Below are 26,656 nucleotides of genomic sequence, written 5' to 3'. Positions count from 1 at the left end.
ATCACCTAGGAGTTTTGCTGATCTGAGGGCTTTATCTTACTTGATTTTTCAGTCTGTTGCAGTGAATTTGCAGCATGAGGATCAAGTTCGATATCAATATGCACTTGTGAGGTTTCAATACTGATATCACCCGATACTGCATCTTCAGACACCACCACAGGCTGTCCATATAAGTAACTTTTTTCGTAATAATCACGCAAATGCCGCAGCAAGACCACAATCACCGCAGCAACTGGCAAGGCAATCAACATCCCCATAAAACCTGCGAGCTGCGCACCTGCCAAAACTGCGAAAACCACCGCAACAGGTGAAAGTCCAATTTTGTCACCCAATAAAAATGGTTGCAGAATGTAGCCTTCCACGGCCTGCCCAATCATGAACACCACCAGCACCAAGACCAATTGCATCCAATCAATCCCAAATTGCAGGAAAGTGGCAATGATTGCAGCAACAATTCCTACAGCAAAACCCAAATATGGAATAATACTGGCCAGACCAGCAATCATGCCAATAATTAAGCCAACCTCTAAACCAATCAGTTGTAGGCCTGTGGCATAGACCACACCTAACAAAATCATCACCAAAAACTGACCTTTCACAAATGCACCTAAAACACTGTGACATTCCTGCACCACAGTCAACGTGCTTTGCTCATACGGACGTGGAATTAAACGGCGTAAACTATCGAGCATGCGCTGCCAATCCAACAAGAAATAGAAAGCGATAATTGGAATGAGTACGACCGTACCCCCAATCTGGATAAAATTCAGTCCAGACTGTGCAACACGCAAGGCCATTGCTTGAATGCTATCAGCACTGTAATTGGTCTGCACATAATCCATGACGATGCTGCTCATGTGCGAGGTATCAATTTCCATTTCTTCAATATGAAAAGTCGAAGACACCCACGGCAAGAAGGTCGAATTGATCCAGTTAATACCGACAGGAATACTGTCACGCGCAATCATCAACTGCTTCCAAACCAAAGGAATGATGTACCAAACTGCCAAAGTCAGCGCGATGCCAATCCCAATAAAAACCAAACTGATAGATAGCCAACGTGGCAAACCGACTTTGCAAAATTGTTCAACCAATGGGCTAAATAAATAAGCCATGAAAAATGCAACAACAAAAGGAATGACAACCGGTTTTAATAAGTACAGCACCCAAAGGAGCAGAACTATCCCAGACAGGATAAAAATGCGACGCAAGGTACGATCGACCATAGAAATTCGCCTTTTTTCAGTTTATTCGTTATAGAAGTTAAAATATTTGAATAAAGATAGCATTTTAGCGCATAAATAACATAAGAGTTTCGTATATTCAGGTATAATCGCCCCGCGAATGCGGAGACTTCATTATGAGCAACTCAACTTCTAACCCAACCACTGGTTTAAGCTATAAAGATGCTGGTGTCGATATTGAAGCGGGCGACGCGTTAGTCGATCGTATCAAATCTGTCGCTAAGCGCACGACTCGTCCTGAAGTGATGGGTGGATTAGGCGGCTTTGGCGCACTTTGTAAAATTCCGAAAGGTTATGAAGAACCTGTGCTCGTATCTGGCACAGATGGTGTAGGAACTAAATTACGTTTAGCGTTGAACCTAAACCGCCATGACACAATTGGTCAAGATTTGGTGGCAATGTGTGTAAATGACTTACTGGTGTGCGGTGCTGAACCTTTATTCTTCTTAGACTACTATGCAACAGGTCACTTAAATGTAGACGTTGCAGCCAATGTTGTTACAGGAATTGGTAAAGGCTGTGAGCTTGCAGGCTGTGCGCTTGTAGGTGGTGAAACTGCTGAAATGCCAGGCATGTATGAAGGTGAAGATTACGATCTTGCAGGCTTCTGTGTGGGCGTGGTTGAGCAAAGCAAAATTATTGATGGCTCTAAAGTAAAAGCTGGTGACGTTCTGATTGGTGTCGCTTCTTCAGGTGCACACTCAAACGGTTACTCTTTACTTCGTAAAATTTTAGACGTAAAAAATGTTGATTTAACTCAACTGGTTGATGGTCGTCCACTGGCTGACGTTGCCATGGAACCAACACGCATTTATGTCAAATCAATGCTTGAACTGTGCAAACAAGTTGATGTGCATGCTATGGCGCACATTACGGGTGGCGGTTTACCAGGTAACTTACCACGTGTATTGCCAAATGGTGCGCAAGCAGTGATTGACGAATCATCTTGGGAATGGCCAGAACTGTTCAAATTGTTACAACGTGAAGGCGGTGTAGAACAGTTTGAAATGTATCGCACCTTTAACTGTGGTGTAGGTATGGTTGTTGTTGTAGATGCCAACGATGCAGACAAAACAGTTGAACTTCTCAACAGCCTTGGCGAAAAAGCTTGGGTGATGGGTCATATTCAAGACAACGCCGAATCCGTTGAAGGCGCAGATGAAAAAATTCGCGTAATTTTTGCGTGATTTGACTCAGATGATCAAAATAGCTGTCCTCGTTTCAGGCAGCGGAAGTAACTTACAAGCCCTGATAGATGCCAATCTTTCAGGGCAAATTGTTGGGGTTATTTCCAATAAGCCTGATGCTTATGCTTTACAACGCGCTCAACAAGCAGGGATTCAAACTGCAGTGATTGAGCACAAACAATATCCGAGTCGTGAATTATTTGATGATGTCATGCATCAACAATTACTTGATTGGGATGTTGATTTGGTGGTGCTTGCGGGCTTTATGCGTATTTTAAGTGCCAAATTTGTGCATGCTTGGGAAGGTAAAATGCTCAACATTCATCCTTCACTCTTGCCGCATTATAAAGGCATGCACACCCATCAACGTGTACTCAATACAGGCGATACTTTACATGGTTGTACCGTGCATTATGTCACTGCTGAATTAGATGCAGGTCAAGCACTGGCACAAGGTGTGTTGCAAGTAAACATCCACGATGATGCCGAAAGCTTGGCGAACCGTGTGCATGTGTTGGAGCATTTGATTTATCCGCAAGTGGTTGAATGGATTTGTAACGGAACCATTCAGCACACTGCGCAAGGTGTGATGTATCGCCAACAACTGATACAACAACCTGTGCAGTTTTGCAATTTTTAAATATTCTTTAAGTATGTAGCTTTTGATATATACGAAAAAACGCCTGTTGATCAGGCGTTTTTTATGGTTCGTATTTGGTTCAGACTGAATTAAACAGAAGCAGCTTTACTCTGCTGTGCTTGAATCAAATCTTTAATCAACTGCACCGTCGCTTCAGGTTTTTCTAAAGGGAACATATGTCCACCTTCAACCACCTGATAAGCAATGTTGAATTTCTTGGCGGTAATTTGTGGGAAACCTGCTTTTAAGAACGGCCCTTTTTTTGCAATCACCAATTCTGTCGGCACTTGCAGTTTTGCTTGCGGTAACCACCACAGTGATGGATTGGTTCTAAAAATATTGACCTCGTCCATTTTTGGAATGGTCAATTGCACCCCGCCTCGTACATGGTCATCAGTCAAAGCATGCTCGATATAAGCCTGAAAACAGTCGGCATCAAAATCTTGATAAAAACCTTTCGGACGCAATAAGTCTGCTGCTTGCTCACGACTTTCCCAATGATCACGACGGCGCAAAGACAAAGATGCAGGCGACAGTTGATCTACTGCTTTAAGCTTAAACATTTTGGCAAAATGTAAAAACACCGATGCTTTACCCATAATTAAAGGTGGATCAAGCATGATCACTTGTTCAAATAATTCAGGGCGTTGTAAAGAGGCTTGAAACGACAACACTGCACCTAAAGAATGCCCCAACGCAATCACTTTACGTCCCTGAGCTTGACGTACAACACTGTCAATCACTTGTTGGGTTAAGCTTTGCCAATGATTATCAATCGGATAACGCTTATCTGGCCCCAACAAAGGGACGTAAATCACATCGTAATCATCTTTAAGTAAATCAAACAGTTTTTGATAAACCTTCGATGGCACGCCATTGGCATGCGCAAAATGAATCAGTGGTTTCATTGTAATTTCACGTTTTGCTCAGTCTGAATATGTTGAGATAAAGAAGTGGCAAAGCCCTCTCCCACTGCTGCACCCATACGACCCAACACAGAGTCTAAAGGACTGTGTTCAATGGTATAGTTCACTGTTTTATCTAGGTTTAAATCACGCTTCAGGCTATTTAAACTGCCAATCTTATCGGCAATGCCTAAAGTCACGGCTTGCTCACCTGTCCAGAACAGACCTGAGAAAATCGCAGGATCTTGTGATTTCAGTTTCGCGCCGCGTCCATCTTTCACTGCTTGAATAAAGTGGCCATGCACATTATCTAATACGGCTTGCACATGTTTTTTCTGTTCAGGATCAACAGGTTGTGTCATCGACAATAAGGCTTTATTTTCACCTGAGGTCATAGTACGATCTTCCACACCCATCTTCTGCATTAAACCGCTCAGCCCATAATTTGGCATAATCACGCCAATTGAACCCACCAAACTTGATGGATTGACAATAATTTCATCTGCAGCGGAAGCAATGTAATACGCACCTGAAGCGCCAGTATCGCCAATCACGGCATAGAGTTTTTTCCCTTGATGCTGTTTTTTCAGATATTGAATTTCTTGCCAGATTTCATCTGACTGCACAGGTGAACCACCCGGAGAATTAATATTTAGCACCACCGCCTGACTGTTGCTGTTTTCATAGGCTTTTTTCAGTGACTTGATGGTGTCATTGCTGTTCACACTTTGCTTATCAGATGCAATTGTGCCAACAATATCCACCACCGCGATATGTGGACTCGCTGCCGATGGATTCGTGGTCGTGGTACTGCACCCTTTGCCCATTATCACCAACAGTAAAAATATATAAGCAAAAGTTAAAAACTTAAAGAAAATCCCCCAACGACGTGCACGACGTTGTTCTTCAACTGAAGCTAAAACAGCTTTTTCTAATAGTTTCCACTCATTGCCTGTGGGCTGCTGTGCTTGTGGAGATATTTGTTGTGATTCATTTTGTGGTTTTGGTGGCCAATCGGACATGAAACAATCCAAAAAATAGTAAATTTGCTCCATTATATACACGGAATTGGCAAAAACTGTCTAAAGCCTGTATTTTCTCCTATAATATTTTACATCTTTATCCTTTCTATCAATTGATGCTGTCGTTATGACCGAACCTGCACCGACAACGGCTTTATCGCGCCTGCTTGATTTTGTCAGTCGACAACCTTTAACAGTTGCGCGTTTTTTTGCAAAATCTTTGGCTTTTTTGGTCAATACACTGCGTTTGAGTAAAACCTCTCAAACCATTCAACTCAATCTACAAATTGCGCTTCCTGAGCTGAACTCACAACAACGCGAACAGATTATCCAGCAAGCAATTCGTAACGAACTGACCTCTTATTTTGAGTTTTTTCATATTTGGGGATCAAGCAATCAAAAAAATATTCAAAGAATCCATCAGGTACATGGTTTAGAACTATTACAAGATGCACTGGCTGCACAAAAGGGTTTGGTCTTAATTGTGCCGCATTTTGGCACTTGGGAAATTATGAATGCGTGGATCGCTCAATATACGCAAATGACCATCATGTATAAACCTGTCAAAAACCCTGCGGCAGATGATTTTGTGCGCCAAGCACGTAGCCGTGAACAGGCACATTTAGTCCCAACAGATGAATCTGGGGTACGTCAAATTTTTAAAGCACTCAAACAAGGCGGAACCACTGTCATTTTGCCAGACCATACCCCAAATATAGGTGGTGAGATGATTCCTTTTTTTGGTATTCCGTTGGAATCGAGTAATTTAAGCGCCAAATTGATTCAGAAAACTAAAGCAAAAGCTTTGTTCTTATATGCGTTAAGAAATGCAGATCAAGGCTTTGATATGTATATCGAAGCGATAGATGAGCACATTTATCAGTGTGATGCCAATGCAGGGACAGCTATTATTCACCGTGCAATTGAAGATTTGATCCGTCGTTATCCTACACATTATCACTGGAGTTATAAACGCTATAAAGCCCATCCAGATTTACGCGGGGTCTATCATAAACCTGTGCAAGAAGCCTTGGCAGATGTGCAGGCTGTACGTGCCCAGACACAGAACCAAACTAACGCTGCAACCACAATTTCTGCTGCCGATACGGCTGTATAAGCATACGCTGTTGTGCATCTACAGAAAAACGTACGCTGCCCTGTTGTATGGTGTTCATGAACGGAATATTGAGCGCAGCTAAGCGTTGCTGAACTAAAGAACTAGGATGTCCATAACGATTATCAAAACCTGCAGATGCCACGGCCAATTTGGGTTTAAAATGTGCTAAAAAATCATAGGCAGAACTGTGCTTACTCCCATGATGACCCAAAATTAACACATCTACTTTTAAATCAGGATATTCCTGCAACAATTGATATTCAGTTGCCCAACCTGCATCGCCCATCACTAAAAAATGCTGATATGGCTGTGCGGATGGCACTGAAATATACAACACACATGACAACTCATTTTGTTGCTGTGCGGCATAGGGTAATTGACTCGGTTTAGGAGATAAAACTTGTATCTGTACCTGATGTGGTAAAGACCACTGTTGCCCTTGCTGACACAAATTAAACTTGCTATTTACTGCCACATCTACGGTCTGATTGGCAAAGACATGCTGAATATTGACTTCATTTTGCAAATGAGGAAATGCACCACTATGGTCTTGGTCTAAATGACTTAAAACCACCAAGTCCAGTTGTTTAATACCATGCACCGCTAAAAATGGACGTAAAATTTGCTGTCCAATACTAAACTTACTTTCATCATAAGAACCGCCCACATCAATCATCATGTTGTAATGACCTGAACGTAAAAATAAAGCTTGTCCCTGCCCCACATCGAGTACTGTTAATTCAAATGGTTGTCGTTGGCTATCGACTATAATCAGTGGAACAAAACATAAGATTGCCCAAGTTTTAGGCAATACCGATTGTGGTAAAAATAGCAGAAATAAGCCTAAACATAGACAGACATACACCGCTGCAGACATCGACAAAGTATGTAACCGTGGTACAAAAACGGTTTCCATCCCCCGAAAAATCAAGCGCAACAAAGCCATAGCTAGATCATTTAATTGAAACAGTATTGACGCCAAGGGTTCAAAAATAAAAAAGCAAATTCCTGCCAAAACATCTAAAGGCACGATCAGCATACCAATCAATGGAATTGCGATGATATTAATAAGCGGTGCAATCCACGCCACTTGTTTAAAAAACACAATCACCAAAGGAAATAAGGCAATAAAAATTTTCCATTGCGACTCGATTAGAATTTTGCTGGCATGTTTCAGTTGCTGCCAACGATTCAGCTCTATACGTGGTTGCGCACTCAAGCTCTGATAAATACGCAGTAGAATAAAACAGGCCCCGTAAGACAGCCAAAAAGCAGCAGACAGTACACTTAAAGGATCAAACCATAATAATAAGGCAGCACTATAAATCAGCAAGGCAAAGCCTTGAAGCTTCTGCTTCAGCACTAACATTACTGTCACTAGACTGCACATCAGCAAGGTTCTTAATGCAGGAATTTCAAAACCGACAAAGGCGGTGTACAGCAATACACAACTTAAAAATGGCAACATGAGCAAGTATTGTTTAGGCATCCACAAATACCAATGCGGACGGTAATACCTAATCAGCTGACGTAATGCCCAACATAGCATGCCTGCAAAAATCAGCACATGTGGCCCTGAAATAGCCAATAAGTGGCTAATTCCAAAACGCTGAAACTGCGCTTCGGTTTCTGCATCTAATAGGCTTTTATCTCCTGTGAGTAATGCAAGAATTAAACCTTGATGCTGCAAAGGTTGCCGCTGAATAAACACTCGAATTTGATAACGCTGCTGTTCAATCCATAATCGAAATTTTGCCCATAGTGTTTGTTGAGCACGCCAATGTTGTGTAAACCCCATGGCATAAATCTGTTCAGCCGAGATAGGCTGAATCTGCTCTACTCGAAAACCACTCATAATATTTTGTTGTAAATACCACCGCTCTACATCAAATGCACCTGCTGTGGCATAACTATGTGCAGGGCGAATTTTTCCACTTAATTTGTAATAGCGCCCAAGTTCTAAATTTTGCTCTTGATCTGCCTGAGCTTGGGTCAAAGTTGCCAACCACGTCACTGTTTGAGGATGTCGGTTTAACACCTCAACCCTTTGTGAAATGCTGTTGTCATTCAGTTGATTTAACTGTCTGACATAAACCACGACTTCGGCAAATTCAGGTTGTAATTCACGCCATTGCAAACGCTGCTGCATCTGCGTATCGGCATAGATCAAACCAAGAACAAAACTCAAAACACCTGCTACGCCTACATTCAAACATTTCCAATAGATTGAAGATAAGCGAGCTTGCAACAAATACTGCACGATGGCACAGCATAGAATCAGTAAAACCATTGCGCTGGGCATGGCAGTCAGTGTATGTATTGAAAAAGAAGAAGAGCGTATTCCGACACAGGCGATCCCAATCACCCAAGCTAGTCCCATCAATTGCAGCATGAATATTAAACTTATTATTTTTATTGGCATGCATCATAAAGCCCACCGAAGTGGGCTTCAACAAAACAATCTTATTCCAGCAATTACTGTTTTAAACGCAATCGCTTTTGAGTGGCTTTACGAACTATGCCCCTTAAGCATCTACCCAAACACCATCTTGCATGTGCAAAATGGTATCGGCAGATTTTGCCAACTCTTCATCATGAGTCACAATCAACATCGCCATATTAAACTCTCTGCGTAATTCACGCAGCAATTCAAAAATTTTAACTGCAGTTTTGCGGTCTAAATTTCCAGTGGGTTCATCGGCAAGCATGAGTGCGGGTTTTGTTACTAATGCACGTGCCAACGCAACACGCTGACGCTCCCCTCCAGAAAGCTCACCCGGTTTGTGGGTTAAACGATGCGATAAACCGACTCGCTCAAGCAGATACTCTGCCTGTGCCTTCACCTCTTTGTAATTTGTGCCTACACGTAACATTAACGGCATTGCCACATTTTCAAGCGCACTAAACTCAGGCAATAAATGGTGAAACTGATAAACAAAACCGAGGTATCGATTACGCAAATAGCCGCGTTCAGCTTCGCCTAAATTGTCAAAACGCTGCCCATGTAAAAATACTTCGCCTGTGCTTGGACGGTCTAAACCACCCAACACATGCAATAAGGTACTTTTGCCCGAACCACTCGCTCCGACAATCGACACAAACTGCCCTTGCTGAACTTGTAAATCTAGACCACGAATCACTTCAACAGTGGTTTTGCCATCGGTAAAGTGTTTAGAAACTTGCTTGGCTTCCAGAACAATCTTACTCATAACGCAATGCCTCTGCTGGTTGAATTTTCGCGGCACGTAACGCAGGGTAAATCGTCGCCAAGAAACTTAAAATTAACGACAAGCTCACAATCACCACCACATCTTGCCATCTTAAATATGAAGGTAAGTAGTTGATAAAGTAAGCATCAAATAAATTTAGCCCTAATACATTATTCAACCATGCAATAAAACCACTGATACTAGACGCGAAAATAATCCCCAAGATTGCACCTGAAACCGTACCAATAACCCCAATGACCGTACCTTGCACCATAAAAATTTTGGTAATCGTGCTTGGTGATGCACCCAAAGTTCTTAAAATCGCAATATCCGATTTTTTATCGGTCACAACCATCACCAAAGAAGACACGATATTAAATGCAGCCACCAAAACAATTAGGAATAACAATAGGCTCACCATCGCCTTTTCCATTTGAATGGCGCTAAACAAGTTACCGTGAGTATAAGTCCAGTCCGAAGCGTAAAAGTTGGCAGGTAGCTCTTGCACAATATCTCGAGATACTTGTGGTGCAGCAAAAATATCATCCAGTTTTAAGCGTACACCTTGCGCACCATCGGGTAAACGCAGCAAAGTCGAAGCATCATTCAGGGCGATATATCCCATCATCGAATCGACTTCTGCACCAATACTAAAAATACCGACCACTTTGAAGCGTTTAAAACGCGGTACAACGCCTGCAGGTGATGGCGTCGCTTCAGGTAAAACCAAGGTAATGCTGTCGTTTAAACCCAAACCCAAGGCATCGGTCATTTGTTTGCCCAAAACAATACCGAACTCACCCTTTTGCAGATTATCGATACTGCCTGCAACCATGTGGTTTTGAATGATGGATACTTTCTTTTCGTATTCGGGTTCAATTCCCGTGACCATAATGCCCGACACTTGCCCTTGTGCAGTCAACATGCCTTGCAATTGCGTAAATGGTGCAGCACCAACAACATGCTTATGTTGCTCAACTTTCGTTGCAAGTTCTGGCCAATTTGTTAAAATTTGTGTTGATGAAACAGTGGCTTGAGGTATCATGCCCAAGACACGATTTTTTAATTCACGATCAAAACCATTCATCACTGAAAGTACGGTAATGAGGACGGCAACACCCAAAGTTAGACCGATCATCGAAACTAAGGCAATAAAAGAAATAAAGTGGTTACTGCGCCGAGCGCGCGTATATCTCAACCCTATATATAGCGAGATTGGTTTAAACATACCATCAAGTCCGAGGTAATACATTATGGAAAATTTACAGCATCAAAGCGTCGCGTCTGAACGTCGTGTCATGTCACGAATTGATGCTGCCCTGAGAATCAATTACCAGATCATTTCTGACGATGTTGCGCTGAACGACCCTTACGATGCTAATTTTGTTTTACCGCGTTATTTTCTACTACTCGCAGAATTAGATCAATTTGATCATGCATTAAACTACGAATTAGAACAATTAACTGAAAAAGATCAACAAATTGCTCGAATCTTATCCTTATTCAACCAAAAATTAAACCTTATTACAGGGTCTTTATACGATGCAATTGTACAAAGCATGTTACCTATCCCTGAACAGGTCAATTTTTCAGAAAGTGGTTTCAGTTTTTATAGTGAACGTGAATTAAACACGGGCAGTTATATTCATGTCACGCTCAGCCATCCTGAAAACTTTTTCCATATAGCCGCAACCGCGCAAGTGGTTTACAGCCGTGAAGAAGAAAATGGACAATATCGTACTGGGGCGTATTTTATTACTCTACACCCTCAAGATCGCGTCAAACTTGCAGAAGCCGTTGCTTTAAAACAAGCATAATCTAAGAAATAAAATAAATCATTTCTGCATGTTCGCGTATATAAAATCATGTGGATAACGCCATCTTTGCATATCGTTAGGATGGTGTTTTGATTTTCTGAGCCAATGCCCGACTTGCTTTAAGATCACGATAAAAATACAGCACTAAGCCTGACAATAAAACCAAAGCGCCCACAAATACCATGACCGATAAAGCTTCTTGATTGAGTAAAGCACCAATCAACAAAGCAATCATTGGCGTCATGACGGTGGTTAAAGATAAGGTGGTCGCCTGAATATTCTGCACCAATTTAAAATAACAGAACATTGCAATCAAAGAAGCCATGATCACGGTATAAAGTAAAGCTGCGATAGATTTAAGACTCGGCAAACTAGTCGGTACATATTGCCAAATAAACGGCACAATACATAAAGCCGCAATGGTTGATACCAAAATCGAGCCAGTTGCCTGTGCTACAGGTTCAACTTGCGCATTAACTTTTTTCACCCAGAAAATAGACATGGTGTAGGTCAATACACTAAACAGCATTAAAACAATACCCAGAGGATGCACATGCTGTGTTTCGCCGCCAAAGCAGATGATGCCAAGCCCTAAAATGGACACTGTCATTCCGATCCATTGAATACGTGCCAAATGCAACTGAAACACAAAACGACCAATCAAACCTGCTATGATGGGGGTCAGACCAAACATCAGGGCGATAATGCCTGAGCTTAAATAAGCGGTGGCAATGTAGGTGAAAATTTGTGAACCGATCAGACTAAACGAACCTGCCAAATAACTATGCCACGCTTGTAGATGATGTGGAAATTTCACTTTTAACAGCAGCAATAAAATAATAGCTAAGGGCAAAGCAATGAAAAAACGTAGCACCAAAGCCCAAAGCATGTGTAAATCTGACACACTCCAGACAATTGCCAAAGGCGTTGTTGCCCAAATGAAAACCAATAAGGCATAGGTCATCATAATATTGGTTTTAGAAGGCATGCGTGACTCGTATTAAGCAGTTTTACGTTTTTGCTTTTGGATGGTTTGATCTAGACTACTTGAAAACTCACGTTTATCACGTTCTGAAATAGGTGCTGGCCCACCTGTTTGTACGCCTGCACCACGCAAAGTATCCATAAAATCACGCAAATGCAGACGCGCTTTCACATTGGCAACAGTATAAATTTCACCACGTGGATGAATCGCTATTCCGCCCTTTTCAATCACTTGTGCCGCTAGTGGAATATCCTGCGTGATCACAATGTCGTGTTCCTTCATGCGATCTACAATTTCCTGATCGGCGGCATCGGCACCATGCATCACTTGAATAGAGTTAATCCGTACCGAAGGCGTAATCCCGACCGATTGATTGGCAACAAAAGTGACTTCAAGTTGGTAACGATCTGAAGCACGTAAAATGACTTCTCTTAGAATTTTAGGTAATGCATCTGCATCAACCCAAAGTTTAAATGGCAGCACTGTGCAACCCTGATAATAATATGCGACTAGTGTATCAAACTCATTACATTGCAGTATGTTTAAAATGCTCAGAATTGCATGCTAAAGTGTAGATGGATGTGATTTTGTTTCTGCTGCATCGCTGTCCACAATCTGTACAAATGCAGTGGCATTACATGAAATTTCAGCCAAAGACTTGAAAAATCGAAATAACCCTCGATCTAAGAGTAAAGAAAAGAACCCAACATCTCAAAGTGCTTATGAACAATCAAAATAGACCAGAAATCATCCGCATTGAAGATCAGAACTTCGGCAGCCATGTTGAACATTGGAATTTACTCACGGATGAACCCTGCACCGAAGTTCCAAAATGGTTAGGACTGGCTCTAGATGCACCAATTATGCCAATGGGTTTATGCCGCCAAGAAGCAGAAATGGATCAAAGCACATGGCTGATTCAAGGCCCAAGCAAAGAGGCAATTCAATTGACACAAGTGATTGCGGTTGAAAATAACAAACCACAAGCTGTAAAAACGGCTTTCCCTTGCTTTGAAAGTCCTTACAAAGTTGAAGCTAAAATTGAACGTATCATTAGCTGCAAATCTAACACTCAAGCGGTGCTTCGACTCAATTTAGGCAACAACAGTATTGTCTATGCTTTTGACAGTTTATACAGCGTCAACCATCAACAATACCAAAAAGATCAAACCTACTGGGTGCATTTAAACGCATGGGCGTATGAACTTGAAGCTGTTGCTGAAGGCGAACAATTGGTGGTCGATGATCCTGCGTCAATTAAACACCATCGTGCGCTGAATGATATTTTAGCAGCCAATGATGGTGTTGCACCTGCCAATCTGCAAGAACAAATTGACGCATGGCAACCTAAGTCCGAAGATGACAAAGCACCTGTAACGGTGGATTTTTCTAAAATGGTCGCATATTTATATGGCGAAAATATCGGTCAGGAAGATGAAGCTTGGTTTCAGGGCAATGTTGTTGGTAAAACCAGTTTTGAATTCATGAATCAAGCCTATACTGTTTATGATGTCACTCTAATTCATGATGAAAATCAGCCTGCGATTTTAATTCGTCTTGCAACTAAAAATCCTGCGCACCAAAACTTTGAAATTGGACAATACATTCGTGGCAATATTTGGATTCAAGCCAATATTCACAATATAAAACAGTAGTTTATTAAAAATAAACCTCAAAGTAGCTGTCTAAATAATAAATTCATATTCATCATCCCCCCATCCTCGCCTTCTCCTCAGGGAGAAGGAACTTTCAATACTTATTTCACTGATGGCTTATAATCAATTTTTGATTGTTAAAAGCGTGCTATTGATAGTATGAATATATTGATGCTTATTTAAGCATTTTAAATTCAAAAAAACGCAGTTATCCACAGCTTTAAATTTATTATAAATTCAAAATCAGCCATATTTTAAATCGTATATGTGGATAAGTTATTTTAAAACCCAAACATCTGCACCAAGCACCGTAGATAATCTGAAAGCCTTGAGTGGTGCGGATTTTAAAAATCAACACAGAATTAATTCATTATTGGCAGATATTATATTTAAAATAAAATTAGTACTTTATTTAATCAATTTTTTATGCTAAAAATATAGCCGTATTTAAATATTTAACGATAAATAGATCATCGGAAAATAATATCTATGAAAATCGTGCAAGAAGAAAACTTACAGCATGTAGAACATCAACTTGAGCAACGCTATCAGCTCGACCCGATGTCTTGCCTATTTTTTGCATTAGGCATGCTGCTCTCCGCCTACGGCTTACACTATTTTGTGTTCTGAGTTTCACTTATCAACAAGCCTCTATGACTTTTCACCTATTTCTATAAAAAAAACCCAGCTAATTCAGCTGGGTTTTTGCTTTTTACTACTATCAATTAACCGTGACGTTTTGCAAAGTCATCCATAAAGTTAACCAAAGCTTGTACGCCATCTAATGGCACTGCATTATAAATACTTGCGCGCATACCACCTACAGAACGGTGACCTGCCAAGTTCAACAAACGGTTTTCTTCAGCTTCTTGCAAGAATTGTTTTTCCAGTGCGGCATCAGCCAAAGTAAACGGAACGTTCATAATTGAACGGTTTGCGCTATAAATTGGATTCGCGTAGAAATCGCTTGAATCGATATAACCGTATAATAATTTCGCTTTTTCTAGGTTAGCTTGATGAATCGCATCTACACCACCGTTTTGCAATAACCACTCAAACACTAAACCAGACAAATACCATGCATAAGTTGCAGGTGTATTCACCATGGAATCATTTTTTGCCTGTGCTGAATATTTCAAAATGCTTGGAATTTCAGGCTTGGCTTGATCAAGCAAATCTTCACGTACAATCACAATGGTTAAGCCTGCTGGGCCAATATTTTTTTGCGCACCTGCATAAATCAGACCAAATTTAGATACATCTAAAGGTGCAGATAAAATGCTTGATGAGAAATCACATACCAACGGTTTGTCTGTTTCTGGAATATTGGCAAACTGCAAACCACCAATTGTTTCGTTATCTGCATAATGCACATAGGCAGCATCGGCAGATAAGTTCCATTGGCTTTGTTCGCTAATGGCATGCTTACCTTCAATCTGAATACCCGCTTCAACGACATGAATATCGCCATAGCGCTGCGCTTCTTTTAAGGCTTTTTCAGACCAAATACCCGTGTGGATATAATCTGCCTTGTTGTTTTTACCCAACAAATTCAATGGAATCGCAGAGAATTGTAGCGATGCACCACCCTGCAAGAACAATACTTTGTAGTTCTCAGGAATATTCATGAGTTTGCGCAGGTCTGCTTCCGCTTTTTCAGCCATGGCAACATAGTCGGCACTACGGTGGCTCATTTCCATGATCGAAAGACCTTTGCCATGCCAGTCAAGCATTTCAGCTTGAGCTTTTTCAAGTACGGCAGTCGGTAATGCTGCAGGACCAGCACAGAAGTTGTACGCGCGCATGATTTTTCCTTTCAGAGTGAAACACAATAAAATGATGGCATTTAACCATATCTGGCAGGGTCTTGCACAAAATTATTTCAATCTATGAGCCAAGATAGAGTCAAAAAATCAATGTAGATTCGAGGGATAAATTTACTAAATCAAAAAAAGAGGTTGAAATGTGTGCGACAATATCTGTCGCAAATTGATCAAAAAAACCACCCACTACTCCTAATTAAATGATATTTTAAATAAATATTAAAGGAGAAATAAACAATGACAACATTCCTCAATCACTTTAAGGTAGATAAAAATTTACTTGAAGTTGACTTCTTTGACCCTAATCTGGAAACAGATACTCGCTTATACATTGATAGTTATTATTTAACTCGTTGTGAGAACATACATTCCAAGTCTGCTCTGACTACTCAGCAAAATTTTATGAAATGTTTAATGGAAGCTCTTAAAGAAAAAGATGAAATTAAAGCAAGAAAATTATGCTCCCATTTTCCTGAGCCCAAATATACTGGCATTGGTGCAACTAAAGAAGGAGTAAATGGCAAAGGATCACACGATATTAAAGTTGAATATATACTCACATGCTTAAAGTCTTCTCAGGCAGCTCAGACAGGCTTATTAGAAGATCTTGAAGAATTAATATTAGTTGCAGATGGTATAGGTCTGGACACTATTTCAGATATAACGACTAGGGTCTGTTGACATTTCATAAATGGCTTGCGCTGTAGGCTAAAACTGAGCAGATCAGGCATGAAACGCAAGGAATAGCGAGATTATTGCTAAGTTTCATAACGCAATCTGAGAAAGTTTTAGCCACAGCCTTTCAGGGCGAGCATATTTTTTGCTGCTATTGCGTTATGTGCCAGTCATTTAAAATGACTAAATTTCCTGTCCCATGCCTTATAGCAGCTAAAAAAACTTGCGAGATATATCTCTCATGCCGCAAACATAGACGAATTGTCAACAAACCCTAATATTTGCTTTAAACATTTTGCAGAATATACATTAGAACAATGTGAAAAATTAGGTATAGAAACGACTGAAACAAAAGAGGCTATTCATTTCTTTTGTGCAATCGATAACGAATGGAAAAAATCAAAATTTTCACTTCCTCACGCTCCTTGGGGGCCTAATAAAGTTGTTGGACCTGTAATTTTGTTACCTCAAAATATCTTGGAATCTATGATTAGCTATAAAACTAATTATTTTTTCACTAATATTAGACCTCTTGCGAAAGTAAAAAATTGTTTATACTCATCTCATGAAATATGAAAATTTAACAAGATTTAATGATGAAGAATTTAAACGACTTGTTGGAGTTCCTCGTCCATTATTCTTAAAAATGGTATCAGTGTTACAACATGCTGAACTTGCCAAGAAAAAATCTGGAAGACCTCATTCGTTGTGTTTAGAGGATCAATTGTTGTTAACTTTAAATTACTTACGCTGTTATAGAACTCAAATTGAGTTATCCGCCGACTATAACCTAGCTGAAAGTAATGTGAATCGTACGATTCAGAAAGTTGAAAATGCTCTGATTCAATCACGGATTTTCGCATTGCCGAAAAGGAATCAAAAGTTTAATGAGGGGGATTATGTAATCGTTGATGTTACTGAGTCACAGATTGAGCGTCCCAAAAAAACAAAGAAAATTCTATAGTGGTGAAAAGAAGAAACATACGCTAAAAACACAGGTCATTTTTAACCCCCAATTAAAGCAAATTATAAGTATACAGATTGAAGATGGCAGAAAACACGATCTGAACATTGCGCGTAAGCATTTGAAGGAGATGATTATTTATCCTTATATCATGGCAGATTTAGCCTATAAAGGATTTCATCAGATTAAGAGTAAGTTACTCATTCCAATCAAGAAACCTAACAATTTATCATTACCCCAAATAGCAAAACAGATCAACCAAGAAATCAGTCGGCGTAGGATCACAATTGAACATATCAACGGCAAACTTAAACATTTTCGGATATTAACAGAACGCCATAGAAATAGACGGAAACGATTTGGTCTAAGAATGAATTTAATTGCTGGAATGGTGAATTGGATGCTCTTAAATTAACTTTCGCAAGAGATCTATTGCCACCCCTTTATTTAAAGAAGAAGTTTTACGTAGAGATGCTTCAGCAAGCTTTATTTATTCTTTAAAATCTGGCGAGAAAAGAGTGAATGTAAAAAAAATGCGAGAGCAACATCCTGAATTTCGAGGGGGGAAAAAGCAATATGGATGAATTAATCGCAAAAAATCCAAGACTTTTAAAAGAATATAGAGAAAAAGTAGCTAAAAAACGCTATTTAAAAAGAAAAGGTAAAAAAAGAAGATTAGAGGACGCATAAGCGTGCTTTTTATAGACAAATGTACAAGAAACAATACTATAACTTTACACTAGTTCTATCTGCGAACCTTTGATTTATACTAGCGGGATAACATTACCGGCTTTATATCAGTTTAGCGACTTTATGAACTTAAAGAAAAATAAAAGACAGCTTGTCTGGGGTTTAAATCTGCTTGCATCTATGATGTATGGCAGCTTTGCTCATGCACAGAGCATCAGCTTTCAGGATGCTGAACGTCAGTTGTTGCAAAATTCTTATAGCAGCCAAGCCTATCAAAGTCTGGAACAGGCTTCAAAACTTGAAGCTGAAGCAGTAAAAGGCGTAGGTCTGCCACGTGTCGACCTGAATGTTCGTGCCTATGCCTTTCACAGTGAAGTCGATATTCCATTAAAGCAATTTAAAAATAATCTGGAGAATTCACTCTCTCAAGGCGTGAATGGCCGGCTTAATGAGTGGGAGGCCAGTAATGGCGTGGATCTACCTGCAGGTATTACCGATCCACTGCGTGATGGACTTAACAATACTATTCATAGCGGAGTTGGTCTGATTCCGGATACGTCTAATGTCATCCTTGAGGATCAGGTGATTCGCCCCACTGTTTCCGTGATTATGCCAATATATACTGGAGGCCTCACCCGTAGTGCCAAAGAAATTGCCAATATTCAGGTCGGTCGTAGTCAGCTCAGCAACAAACAGCAGCAAGATACGCAGCGTTTTGAACTGATTCAAAGTTATTTTAATGTGCAGCTCCAAAAGCAATTGCATGCAGCTGCGCTGTTTAATCTGAATGCCATGCAGCAGCATTATCGCAATGCCTTAAAAATGGAACAGCAAGGTTTTATCAGTAAAGGCCAGCGTATGCAATTTGAAGTGGCACGTAATAATGCCGAGCGCAGCCAGCAAAATACGCAGGCCAATTTGAATGCTGCGCTGTTCCAGCTGAATAATCTGCTTCAGGAAAGTAGCATCACTGAGCTTTCGACGCCTTTATTTGTCAATAAAACCGAGCCACAGGCCTTAAATCATCTGCTAAAAACTTTTAGTCAGAACTCTGCGCTGATTCAAAAAATGCAGCTGGATACCCAATTGGCCCAAGCCAATGTGAAAGCCCAGCAAGCAGCGAAAAAACCAAATGTATTTGCTTTTGGCGAATATAGTCTGGATCAAAATGAAAACTGGATTGTCGGGGTTGCCGCACGCTATAACCTGTTTTCCGGGATCGATAAAAACAAGAATATTCAGGCTGCCGAACTCAAACGCTCTGCAACAGAACTGCTTACTGCACGCACCCAGCAGGAAATTGAAAATCTGATTTATAAATCTTATAGCGAAGCACTTAGTGCACAGCAAAGTGATGTACTTCTGGCACAAAACTTGAAAGCCGCACAGGAAAATTTACGCATCCAAGAATTGTCTTTTAAAGAAGATACGGGCACCGCCACACAGGTCATCGATGCACAAAATATGCTGAGCGGACTACGAGCTGAAACTGCCTTGAATGCTTACAAATATGTGATGTCACTGGCCACACTATTACAAAGCCATGGCTCGATTGCAGAATTTCCAACCTACATTCAACATGCCAACACCCACTATATTCGCTAATGGAGCCGAACATGAACGAAGATCAAAAACCCAATGATCCTGTGAATGAAGTGGCTTCATCCAGCGATACAGAAAAATCGCCTGCGCAACAGGTAGAAACAAAAACTGAAATAGAAAACAACGCGACGACTTCGACCGAGCAACAACAAGCTCCTGAAATCGCTAAAAAGAAAAAATATTTATTGCTCGCCCTGATTCCAGTTCTGCTGGCAGTCATCGCTTTTGGATTGTGGAAAAGCTACCAACCGGCTCCGCTTGAATTGCAGGGTCGTGTAGAAGCTGAAACAGTTCAGGTGGCGACCAAAGTGCCAAGCCGTATTGAAGAAATCTATGTAGAAGAAGGTCAGCGGGTCAAAAAAGGCGATGTACTGGTGCGCTTAAACAGCCCGGAAATTCAGGCCAAAAAACAGCAAGCCGCAGCGGCTTTACAATCTGCGCTGGCCTTACAATCGACTGCTGAACGTGGCTCGCAGGAAGAAAATATCGCCAGTCTGTATGCCAACTGGCAATCGCTGAAAGCACAGCAAAATTTAGCCAAAGTTTCTTATGAGCGTGGTGCAAATTTATTGAAGGAAGGTGTGATTTCACGCCAGCGCCGTGATGAATTGTATGCAGCCAGTCAATCAGCGGCGCAAATGACAGAAGCAGCGTATCAGCAATACGCACGTGCCAAACGTGGCAGCACCTCGCAGCAAAAGAGTTCTGCCGATGCACAAGTAGATATTGCCCAGGCTGCGCTGGATGAAGCCAATGCTTTAGAAGCAGAAACCCAATTAGTAGCACCTGTAAACGGAACGGTGTCTAAAACCTATGGCAAAGTCTCGGAGCTGGTAGCCACCGCAGTCCCTGTGGTCAGCCTGATTGAAGATCAAATGTGGGTGAGCCTGAATATTCGTGAAGACCAATATGCCCCATTTCAGAAAATGAGCAGTATTAAAGGTTATATTCCCGCCCTAGATAAAACCGCCACTTTTCAAATTAGACAGATCAGTGCTGAAGGTGAATTTGCCACCATTAAGACCACACGTCAAACCGGCGGTTATGATGTGCGCAGTTTTAAGCTGCATCTTGTACCCACACCAGCGATTTCTGAACTGAAAGTCGGGATGAGCGTGTTATTTAAACTGAAAGAGACCCGATAATGTGGACGGGTATATGGCGCGAACTGCGCTATCTGCTCAGCGAAAAATGGGATCTGTGTCTGGTCACGCTGGCACCTGCACTGGTGATTATTTTATTCAGCAGCATGTTTGCTCAAGGGAAATCGGATCATTTACCGATTGCGATTATTGATCAAGACCAGAGTGCGCTGAGTCAAAGCATTTATCAACATGTGGCGCTGAATCATACTCTTAAAATTGCTACGGTGTCGGAACAAACAGCTGAAATTGAGCGCCTGTTAAATCAAAATAAAATTTGGGGTTATATCCATATTCCAAGCGGTGCCGAGCAACGTCTGGTTCGTGCCCAGGATGCTGACATCAGTATTGCTTTTAACCAGAGTTATTTCAGTATTGGAAATACCATTTCCTCGGCCATGCTGGTCAGTACCCTACAAGCACTCGCTGAATTTAGCGGACAGCAATATCTGGGCAACCGACTCCCCTCTCTCGAAGCACCGTCACCGCATATTAAAATATCTCCGCTGTATAATCCGCAGCTGAATTATGAATTCTATCTGGAACCCTATGTCATTCCGGCAATTCTGCATTTACTGCTGTGTTGTTGTGTGGCATTTTCCGTCGGTCAGGAACTGAAGCGGCAGACCTTAACAAGCTGGATTAGCAACTCATCCATCTGGATGGCATTGCTGTCTAAGAACCTGATCTATGTGGCTATTTTTAGTCTATGGACCTGGATCTGGATGTTCTGGCTGATTGAAATTCGCGGCTGGTTTGTTGCCGGCTCGCTCGCTCTGATTCTATCGGCACAATTTCTGCTATATAGCGCTTATGCATTTTTAAGCAGTGCAGTGGTTCTGGCAACCAAAGATTTAAGTAAATCTTTTGGCATCATTGCGGTCTATGGTGGTTCATCTTTAAGTTTTGCCGGTGTGACTTTACCTTTAAATAATGCGCCCCTATTCACCCAGTTCTGGTCCAATATTATTCCGTTTACGCCCTATGCCAAATTACAAACTGAACAATGGGTGATTGGTAGTCCATTGCATATTTCACTGCAAGCTGGATTCATGCTGCTGATCTATGCCCTAGTTTACGCTCTGCTGGCTTATCTGTTTCTTAAAAAAATAGTTAAAGGAGCAGTCCAATGAAATCCCTCTGGTTTTACTATCTGCAAAGCTTTAAGGATATTGTCAGTCACGGCACGATCTTTACCACGCTTATTCTATCCGTCTTGTTTTACAGCTTTTTTTATCCAACCGCTTATCAGGCACAGCAGGCTGAAGCCTTACCGATTATTATTGTCGATGAAGAACAAAGTAACTTAAGCACCCGTATTATTGGTCAAGTGGCACAAAGCCCCAATGTGGAGATTGAGGCGATTACCGGCAATTTTTCCGAGGCCAAACAATGGGTGGAATCACAAAAAGCCGATGGTATTTTACTTCTGCCGGACAATTTATCGCAAAGCTTAAGGCATGGTGAAACAGGTGGCATTGGCCTGTATTTAAGTACAGCCAACTTTTTAGTAACCAAACAAATTGGTCTGGGCTTAGCCACATCAGTTGAGCAAACTTTGGCAGATTATACTGAACGCTTTGGCAAGGTCTCGGATTTTTCACCTGCCCTTTCTGTGCATCAAATTCCTTTATTTAATCCGCTGTCCGGCTATGGCAGCTATGTCTTTCCTGCGGTTGCACCTTTAATTATCCACCAAACCATTCTTTTGGGTTTGAGTATGCTGATTTTGGTATATCGGGAAAGAAAAATAGAATTAAACACAAATGCATTGATTGGGATGTGTTTAGCGGTCTTCACCATTGGTTGTCTGGGATGTTTCTATTTATTCGGCTTTAGCTTCTGGCTATTTGATTATCCGCGCGGTGGCAACCTGCTCGGGATGCTGCTGGCTGTTGCGGTTTTTATCTACACGATAATTGGCATGACCTGCTTATTTGCTAGTTTTCTGGATCTGCCGGAACGTGCGGGGCATGTCATTGTATTCACTTCTATTCCACTGTTCTTTTTATCTGGTGCGGCCTGGCCGCATGCTGCCATGCCCACCTGGATGCAAGTCGTTGGCGAAATCCTGCCCTCTACCCAAATTGTGCAGATGTTTATTCAACTCAATCAGATGGGTGTGCCTACAACACTGATCTTGCCTAAATTGCTCTATCTTGGAATGATCGGTAGCTTGTGCTTTTTTTTGGCTTATCGACGTTTAATTTCTGGTCATCAAAGCAGATAGAGCATTATAGCAATGCTCCTATTCCACTTATTTACCCGATTCGCCAAAGACTTGAATATTGAAATTACGAATCTTGTTGCTACCATTCGGCTTGTCAAAACTAACATCATACTGAACCAGATTTTCCGGATAGGCAATTTCATAGCTGACCTTATATTGCCCAAGCTGATTGGTTGCTTCTTCAATCTCTTTGGTCATTAAAGTCTTAGACTTGTATTCACCTTGAGGAATTGAACGTGAAAAGCGTTTCATCAGCTTTTCATTGTCCTTAAACTGGGTTTGCAACTGCGGCTCTAACTGATCCAAAAACTCGTCATACTTCCCATCACGCAAATCCTCATAGGCTAGCTGTGCCGCCTTTTCCTGTTCAGGACTCGGATCTGGAATATTGTCCATTGAATTACAGCCACTCAATGCAACCGCTGCTGCCAACAACATTAATTTGGTTTTCATCGCTTACCCTTATGCAGTCAACGTTTATAAAAAAGGACGCCGAAGCGCCCTTTTTATCAGTAAAAAACTTATTCTTCTACTGAATTTTCACCGTCTTTTTCCACTTGCTCAGTTTCAGCAACTGCATCCGTTTCAGCCACTAAAGATTCTGCACCTTCAATCGCTTCAACAAACTCGTCTTCTTCAACAGCTTCAATCGCTTCTACACCCACCAGTGTTTCGTTTTCACCCAAGCGGATTAAACGTACACCTTGTGCATTACGACCTGTTTGCGCCACTTCAGAAGCGCGAGTACGCACTAATGTACCGCCATCAGAAATCAGCATCAGTTCTTTGCTTTCATCAATAGCAACTGCACCGACCAATTCACCATTACGTTCAGAGGTCTTAATGGCAATCACACCTTTACCACCACGTTTTTTGGTTGGGAAGTCGTCTACAGGTGTACGCTTACCATAACCATTCGCCGAAGCACACAAAACTTCGCCTGTTTCTGGTACTACGACTAGCGATACGATACGGCTGATGAGTGCTGAATCTGAACTGTCTTCATCATCGCCATCGACTTCTACATCTTCTACATCTTCAACTTGTGCTGAACCGAAGCTGACACGCATACCACGTACGCCTTTGGCCGCACGACCCATTGAACGTACATCGGTTTCAGCAAAACGAATCGCTTTACCTTCATTGGAGAACAACATAATTTGCTGTTCGCCATCGGTAATTGCAACACCAATTAAAGTGTCTTCTTCATTCAATTCAATGGCACGTAAACCATTCGAACGTACGTTACTGAATTGTTCCAATTCAACACGTTTCACTGTACCTGATGCCGTTGCCATAAAGACATAAAAGTTTTTACGCAAGGCTTCTGCTTGTGATGCAAATTCTGCAATGATCTCATCGTCTAAATCGGTTGCAGAAAGCTCTACACCCAATTGTTTCAATTGCACACGCAATGCATCAGATAAATCATCACCATCTGCTAATTCAGCAAAGGCAGCTTCTAATTCTGCATAATGTGCAGCAATGATTGCGTTGGTTTGTATATGTGTAGCATTGGCTTTTACATAGCTACGGAAGTCTGCCAAACGCTCGGTAAATTTCTTCGGTGCATCAATGACAGGTAAAATCGCGGTGATGGTTTCATTGGCATCTAATGGCAATAAGTTCACCATTGGACGACCTTTCGCACCACGCGATGCCTGTGGCACTTCAAACACTTTCAGACGGTAAACTTTACCCACATCGGTAAAGCACAGCACCGTTGCATGGTTAGATGTCACGATTAAATGCTGCACATAATCATCTTCTTTCATCGACGTTGCAGATTTACCACGACCACCACGACGCTGCGCTGCGTAATCTGACAATGGTTGAGTTTTTGCATAACCTGTTTGTGATACTGTCAGTACCACTTGTTCTTCTGGGATTAAATCTTCACGCGAGAAATCAATGCGAGATTCTACAATTTCAGTACGACGTGCATCGCCATATTGTTGTAAAACTTGCGCCAACTCTTCACGAATCACGCCCATTAGCAAATTAAAATCATTTAGAATTGCAGTTAATTCAGCAATTTGTGCCAAAATTTCAGAATATTCTGCATGTAATTTGTCTTGTTCTAGACCTGTTAAACGATGCAAACGTAATTCTAAAATTGCGGTCACTTGCGCAGGTGATAAACGATAGACCTGACCCTCTAAACCAAACGGGCGGTTAGGGTCTTCGCCTTCAATTTCATCTGGACGTACAGAAACTGAACCTGCTTTTTCCAATAACGCAACTACACCACCTGCTGCCCACTCGCCTGCCTGTAAACGCTCACGCGCTTCGGCTGGGTTGGCAGAAGATTTAATCGTTTCGATGATGGCATCAATATTGGCCAACGCAACGGTTAAGCCTTCTAAGATGTGTCCACGTTCACGCGCTTTACGCAACTCGAACATGGTACGGCGGGTCACTACTTCTTGGCGGTGACGAACAAATGCCGCAATAATATCTTTCAGGTTCATCAATTTTGGCTGACCATTGTCTAGGCAGACCATGTTGATGCTGAATGAGTTTTCTAACTGCGTATTTAAGAACAGGTTATTCACAATCACTTCAGCATTTTCACCACGCTTCAGATCAATTGCAATACGCATCCCTTCTTTATCAGACTCATCACGTAATTCTGAAATACCTTCGAGTTTCTTCTCTTTCACCAGTTCAGCAATACGCTCAATGGTTTTGGCTTTGTTGACCTGATAAGGGATTTCAGTAAAGACGATGGTGGTACGACCAGATTTTTGATCTTCTTCAAAATGGTACTTACCACGAATATGCAAACGGCCTTTACCTGTACGGTAAGCATCAACAATGCCTGATTTACCGTAAATAATACCGCCTGTAGGGAAGTCTGGACCTGTGATATGTTCCATCAACCCTTCAATTGAAATATTTGGGTTGTCTGCATAAGCCAAACATGCATGCACCACTTCAGTCATGTTGTGCGGTGCCATATTGGTCGCCATACCTACAGCAATACCTGCAGCACCATTGACCAATAGGTTTGGAATACGAGTAGGCATCACTTGAGGAATACGCTCAGAGCCGTCGTAGTTATCTTCCCAATCGACAGTGTCCTTTTCTAAATCGGCCAACAGTTCATGAGTAAGTTTGCGCATACGGACTTCGGTATAACGCATGGCTGCGGCACTATCGCCATCAATCGAACCGAAGTTACCCTGACCATCGACCAATTGATAACGCAAACTGAAATCTTGCGCCATACGAACAATTGTTTCGTAAACTGCAAAATCACCGTGAGGGTGATATTTACCGATGACGTCACCGACTACACGGGCAGACTTTTTGTAAGCTTTGTTGTAGTCATTGCCCAATTCGTGCATTGCGAATAGCACACGACGATGCACAGGTTTTAGACCATCTCGTACATCTGGCAGCGCACGTGACACAATCACGCTCATCGCATAGTCTAAATACGAGTGCTTGAGTTCATCCTCAATGGCAATCGGTCTAATTTCCGATACGCTCATGCATACTCCTTATTCTGCAAACAAATTTTGCTTGCATTTTATATGTCGTAAAACTTGCAAATGATTAGCCTGAAATGCAGGCTAAAAATAAAAACTAGCGAAAAATTATAGCATATACGCCTGTGTTTTTGTGCTTCAGAGATGATCTTAATCTTGTTAATTTACTTAAATTTAACGGTGATTTTTTAGGCAAAAAAATATTCACACCCAAGAAACAAAAGTGCGTCATATTTTTAAGAGTCACGTCAAAAT

At 41.4% G+C, this 26,656-nt stretch carries 24 protein-coding genes; 13 read left to right on the top strand and 11 right to left on the bottom strand.

Annotation, left to right across the window (positions count from 1 at the left end):
- Window positions 1–5: 5 nt before the first annotated feature.
- Window positions 6–1,226 carry a chloramphenicol efflux transporter CxpE gene (cxpE, locus tag FTT70_RS01640; RefSeq protein ID WP_180168209.1) on the bottom strand — a complete coding sequence of 407 codons (1,221 nt, stop codon included), beginning with the start codon at window positions 1,224–1,226 and terminating at the stop codon, window positions 6–8.
- Between the two features lie 134 nt (window positions 1,227–1,360).
- On the opposite strand from cxpE, the gene purM reads away from it, so the two are divergent.
- A complete protein-coding gene (gene purM, locus FTT70_RS01635; protein WP_104853216.1) occupies window positions 1,361–2,431 on the top strand; it encodes a phosphoribosylformylglycinamidine cyclo-ligase in 1,071 nt (356 codons plus the stop codon).
- A gap of 10 nt (window positions 2,432–2,441) precedes the next feature.
- Window positions 2,442–3,071 (top strand): phosphoribosylglycinamide formyltransferase, encoded by a 630-nt coding sequence (gene purN / locus FTT70_RS01630; RefSeq protein WP_178865704.1) that lies wholly within the window; start codon window positions 2,442–2,444, stop codon window positions 3,069–3,071.
- A gap of 89 nt (window positions 3,072–3,160) precedes the next feature.
- Here purN and FTT70_RS01625 read toward each other — a convergent pair whose 3' ends face one another.
- A complete protein-coding gene (locus FTT70_RS01625) occupies window positions 3,161–3,979 on the bottom strand; it encodes an alpha/beta fold hydrolase (protein ID WP_004971819.1) in 819 nt (272 codons plus the stop codon).
- Window positions 3,976–4,998, bottom strand: a complete 1,023-nt coding sequence (gene sppA / locus FTT70_RS01620; protein ID WP_179989048.1) for a signal peptide peptidase SppA — start codon at window positions 4,996–4,998, stop codon at window positions 3,976–3,978. The genes FTT70_RS01625 and sppA overlap by 4 nt, the downstream gene beginning before the upstream one ends.
- 127 nt (window positions 4,999–5,125) lie before the next feature.
- Here sppA and FTT70_RS01615 point away from each other — a divergent pair, with 127 nt between their 5' ends.
- On the top strand, window positions 5,126–6,115 hold the full coding sequence (locus tag FTT70_RS01615; protein ID WP_178865707.1) for a lysophospholipid acyltransferase family protein: 990 nt from the start codon (window positions 5,126–5,128) through the stop codon (window positions 6,113–6,115).
- Here the strand turns inward: FTT70_RS01615 and FTT70_RS01610 are convergent.
- The 3 genes from FTT70_RS01610 to FTT70_RS01600 form a co-directional block, all read right to left on the bottom strand.
- Window positions 6,072–8,507 carry a DNA internalization-related competence protein ComEC/Rec2 gene (locus FTT70_RS01610; RefSeq protein ID WP_180168208.1) on the bottom strand — a complete coding sequence of 812 codons (2,436 nt, stop codon included), beginning with the start codon at window positions 8,505–8,507 and terminating at the stop codon, window positions 6,072–6,074. The genes FTT70_RS01615 and FTT70_RS01610 overlap by 44 nt on opposite strands.
- Before the next feature lie 133 nt (window positions 8,508–8,640).
- Window positions 8,641–9,324: a lipoprotein-releasing ABC transporter ATP-binding protein LolD gene (gene lolD / locus FTT70_RS01605; protein ID WP_180168207.1), complete on the bottom strand. Its 684-nt coding sequence runs from the start codon at window positions 9,322–9,324 to the stop codon at window positions 8,641–8,643.
- A complete protein-coding gene (locus tag FTT70_RS01600; protein ID WP_004971828.1) occupies window positions 9,317–10,552 on the bottom strand; it encodes a lipoprotein-releasing ABC transporter permease subunit in 1,236 nt (411 codons plus the stop codon). The genes lolD and FTT70_RS01600 overlap by 8 nt, the downstream gene beginning before the upstream one ends.
- A 25-nt stretch (window positions 10,553–10,577) precedes the next feature.
- Here FTT70_RS01600 and FTT70_RS01595 point away from each other — a divergent pair, with 25 nt between their 5' ends.
- Window positions 10,578–11,141 carry a PilZ domain-containing protein gene (locus FTT70_RS01595; RefSeq protein WP_004971830.1) on the top strand — a complete coding sequence of 188 codons (564 nt, stop codon included), beginning with the start codon at window positions 10,578–10,580 and terminating at the stop codon, window positions 11,139–11,141.
- 76 nt (window positions 11,142–11,217) lie between these two features.
- On the opposite strand, the gene FTT70_RS01590 is transcribed toward FTT70_RS01595, so the two are convergent.
- On the bottom strand, window positions 11,218–12,129 hold the full coding sequence (locus FTT70_RS01590; RefSeq protein WP_104853213.1) for a DMT family transporter: 912 nt from the start codon (window positions 12,127–12,129) through the stop codon (window positions 11,218–11,220).
- A gap of 12 nt (window positions 12,130–12,141) precedes the next feature.
- Window positions 12,142–12,609 (bottom strand): YaiI/YqxD family protein, encoded by a 468-nt coding sequence (locus tag FTT70_RS01585; RefSeq protein ID WP_004971836.1) that lies wholly within the window; start codon window positions 12,607–12,609, stop codon window positions 12,142–12,144.
- A gap of 239 nt (window positions 12,610–12,848) precedes the next feature.
- Here FTT70_RS01585 and FTT70_RS01580 point away from each other — a divergent pair, with 239 nt between their 5' ends.
- Together FTT70_RS01580 and FTT70_RS01575 are read left to right on the top strand one after the other, a co-directional pair.
- On the top strand, window positions 12,849–13,781 hold the full coding sequence (locus tag FTT70_RS01580) for a hypothetical protein (RefSeq protein ID WP_019837949.1): 933 nt from the start codon (window positions 12,849–12,851) through the stop codon (window positions 13,779–13,781).
- Window positions 13,782–14,270: 489 nt separating this feature from the next.
- Window positions 14,271–14,411, top strand: coding sequence for a hypothetical protein (locus FTT70_RS01575; RefSeq protein WP_004971840.1), 141 nt, complete (start codon window positions 14,271–14,273; stop codon window positions 14,409–14,411).
- Between the two features lie 95 nt (window positions 14,412–14,506).
- On the opposite strand, the gene serC is transcribed toward FTT70_RS01575, so the two are convergent.
- Window positions 14,507–15,586, bottom strand: a complete 1,080-nt coding sequence (serC, locus tag FTT70_RS01570; RefSeq protein WP_004971842.1) for a 3-phosphoserine/phosphohydroxythreonine transaminase — start codon at window positions 15,584–15,586, stop codon at window positions 14,507–14,509.
- Window positions 15,587–15,841: 255 nt separating this feature from the next.
- On the opposite strand from serC, the gene FTT70_RS01565 reads away from it, so the two are divergent.
- From FTT70_RS01565 to FTT70_RS01530, 7 genes are all read left to right on the top strand, one after another.
- Entirely contained in the window at window positions 15,842–16,285 is a 444-nt protein-coding gene (locus FTT70_RS01565; protein ID WP_131261181.1) for a hypothetical protein, read from the top strand.
- Window positions 16,286–16,540: 255 nt separating this feature from the next.
- On the top strand, window positions 16,541–16,855 hold the full coding sequence (locus FTT70_RS01560) for a hypothetical protein (protein WP_035310653.1): 315 nt from the start codon (window positions 16,541–16,543) through the stop codon (window positions 16,853–16,855).
- Window positions 16,845–17,658, top strand: a protein-coding gene (locus FTT70_RS01555) for an IS5 family transposase (protein ID WP_180168206.1) whose coding sequence is annotated in 2 segments (ribosomal slippage) — window positions 16,845–17,231 and window positions 17,233–17,658 — 813 coding nt in all. Because the reading frame shifts where the segments join, the coding sequence is not laid out codon by codon here. Before FTT70_RS01560 ends, FTT70_RS01555 begins: the two co-directional genes overlap by 11 nt.
- Window positions 17,659–18,056: 398 nt before the next feature.
- Window positions 18,057–19,538, top strand: coding sequence for a TolC family protein (locus FTT70_RS01545; protein ID WP_004971852.1), 1,482 nt, complete (start codon window positions 18,057–18,059; stop codon window positions 19,536–19,538).
- Window positions 19,539–19,549: 11 nt separating this feature from the next.
- The gene (locus FTT70_RS01540; protein WP_131261183.1) at window positions 19,550–20,680 is read left to right on the top strand and encodes an HlyD family secretion protein; all 1,131 of its coding nucleotides are present in this window, start codon (window positions 19,550–19,552) and stop codon (window positions 20,678–20,680) included.
- Window positions 20,680–21,810, top strand: a complete 1,131-nt coding sequence (locus FTT70_RS01535) for an ABC transporter permease (RefSeq protein WP_004971855.1) — start codon at window positions 20,680–20,682, stop codon at window positions 21,808–21,810. Before FTT70_RS01540 ends, FTT70_RS01535 begins: the two co-directional genes overlap by 1 nt.
- Complete coding sequence (locus tag FTT70_RS01530) at window positions 21,807–22,907, top strand: ABC transporter permease (RefSeq protein ID WP_096901141.1); 1,101 nt, start codon at window positions 21,807–21,809, stop codon at window positions 22,905–22,907. Before FTT70_RS01535 ends, FTT70_RS01530 begins: the two co-directional genes overlap by 4 nt.
- A gap of 27 nt (window positions 22,908–22,934) precedes the next feature.
- Here FTT70_RS01530 and FTT70_RS01525 read toward each other — a convergent pair whose 3' ends face one another.
- Window positions 22,935–23,360, bottom strand: a complete 426-nt coding sequence (locus FTT70_RS01525; protein ID WP_096901142.1) for a DUF3887 domain-containing protein — start codon at window positions 23,358–23,360, stop codon at window positions 22,935–22,937.
- Window positions 23,361–23,428: 68 nt separating this feature from the next.
- Window positions 23,429–26,404 carry a DNA gyrase subunit A gene (gene gyrA / locus FTT70_RS01520; RefSeq protein WP_180168205.1) on the bottom strand — a complete coding sequence of 992 codons (2,976 nt, stop codon included), beginning with the start codon at window positions 26,402–26,404 and terminating at the stop codon, window positions 23,429–23,431.
- Window positions 26,405–26,656: the final 252 nt, after the last annotated feature.

The organism is Acinetobacter sp. YH01003, from assembly GCF_013420525.1.
In the GTDB taxonomy this organism is placed as follows: domain Bacteria; phylum Pseudomonadota; class Gammaproteobacteria; order Pseudomonadales; family Moraxellaceae; genus Acinetobacter; species Acinetobacter towneri.
This window is presented reverse-complemented; position numbering and strand designations above follow the sequence as displayed.

Excerpts from the sequence above, each read along its gene's own strand:
- FTT70_RS01575 (WP_004971840.1), top strand. The coding sequence starts at position 14,271 with ATGAAAATCGTGCAAGAAGAAAACTTACAGCATGTAGAACATCAACTT.
- FTT70_RS01525 (WP_096901142.1), bottom strand. The coding sequence starts at position 23,360 with ATGAAAACCAAATTAATGTTGTTGGCAGCAGCGGTTGCATTGAGTGGC.
- FTT70_RS01600 (WP_004971828.1), bottom strand. The coding sequence starts at position 10,552 with ATGTTTAAACCAATCTCGCTATATATAGGGTTGAGATATACGCGCGCT.
- FTT70_RS01535 (WP_004971855.1), top strand. The coding sequence starts at position 20,680 with ATGTGGACGGGTATATGGCGCGAACTGCGCTATCTGCTCAGCGAAAAA.
- FTT70_RS01545 (WP_004971852.1), top strand. The coding sequence starts at position 18,057 with ATGAACTTAAAGAAAAATAAAAGACAGCTTGTCTGGGGTTTAAATCTG.
- FTT70_RS01615 (WP_178865707.1), top strand. The coding sequence starts at position 5,126 with ATGACCGAACCTGCACCGACAACGGCTTTATCGCGCCTGCTTGATTTT.
- FTT70_RS01540 (WP_131261183.1), top strand. The coding sequence starts at position 19,550 with ATGAACGAAGATCAAAAACCCAATGATCCTGTGAATGAAGTGGCTTCA.
- lolD (WP_180168207.1), bottom strand. The coding sequence starts at position 9,324 with ATGAGTAAGATTGTTCTGGAAGCCAAGCAAGTTTCTAAACACTTTACC.
- purM (WP_104853216.1), top strand. The coding sequence starts at position 1,361 with ATGAGCAACTCAACTTCTAACCCAACCACTGGTTTAAGCTATAAAGAT.
- FTT70_RS01565 (WP_131261181.1), top strand. The coding sequence starts at position 15,842 with ATGACAACATTCCTCAATCACTTTAAGGTAGATAAAAATTTACTTGAA.
- FTT70_RS01590 (WP_104853213.1), bottom strand. The coding sequence starts at position 12,129 with ATGCCTTCTAAAACCAATATTATGATGACCTATGCCTTATTGGTTTTC.
- gyrA (WP_180168205.1), bottom strand. The coding sequence starts at position 26,404 with ATGAGCGTATCGGAAATTAGACCGATTGCCATTGAGGATGAACTCAAG.
- FTT70_RS01580 (WP_019837949.1), top strand. The coding sequence starts at position 12,849 with ATGAACAATCAAAATAGACCAGAAATCATCCGCATTGAAGATCAGAAC.
- FTT70_RS01610 (WP_180168208.1), bottom strand. The coding sequence starts at position 8,507 with ATGCTGCAATTGATGGGACTAGCTTGGGTGATTGGGATCGCCTGTGTC.
- FTT70_RS01530 (WP_096901141.1), top strand. The coding sequence starts at position 21,807 with ATGAAATCCCTCTGGTTTTACTATCTGCAAAGCTTTAAGGATATTGTC.
- cxpE (WP_180168209.1), bottom strand. The coding sequence starts at position 1,226 with ATGGTCGATCGTACCTTGCGTCGCATTTTTATCCTGTCTGGGATAGTT.
- purN (WP_178865704.1), top strand. The coding sequence starts at position 2,442 with ATGATCAAAATAGCTGTCCTCGTTTCAGGCAGCGGAAGTAACTTACAA.
- FTT70_RS01595 (WP_004971830.1), top strand. The coding sequence starts at position 10,578 with ATGGAAAATTTACAGCATCAAAGCGTCGCGTCTGAACGTCGTGTCATG.
- serC (WP_004971842.1), bottom strand. The coding sequence starts at position 15,586 with ATGCGCGCGTACAACTTCTGTGCTGGTCCTGCAGCATTACCGACTGCC.
- sppA (WP_179989048.1), bottom strand. The coding sequence starts at position 4,998 with ATGTCCGATTGGCCACCAAAACCACAAAATGAATCACAACAAATATCT.
- FTT70_RS01625 (WP_004971819.1), bottom strand. The coding sequence starts at position 3,979 with ATGAAACCACTGATTCATTTTGCGCATGCCAATGGCGTGCCATCGAAG.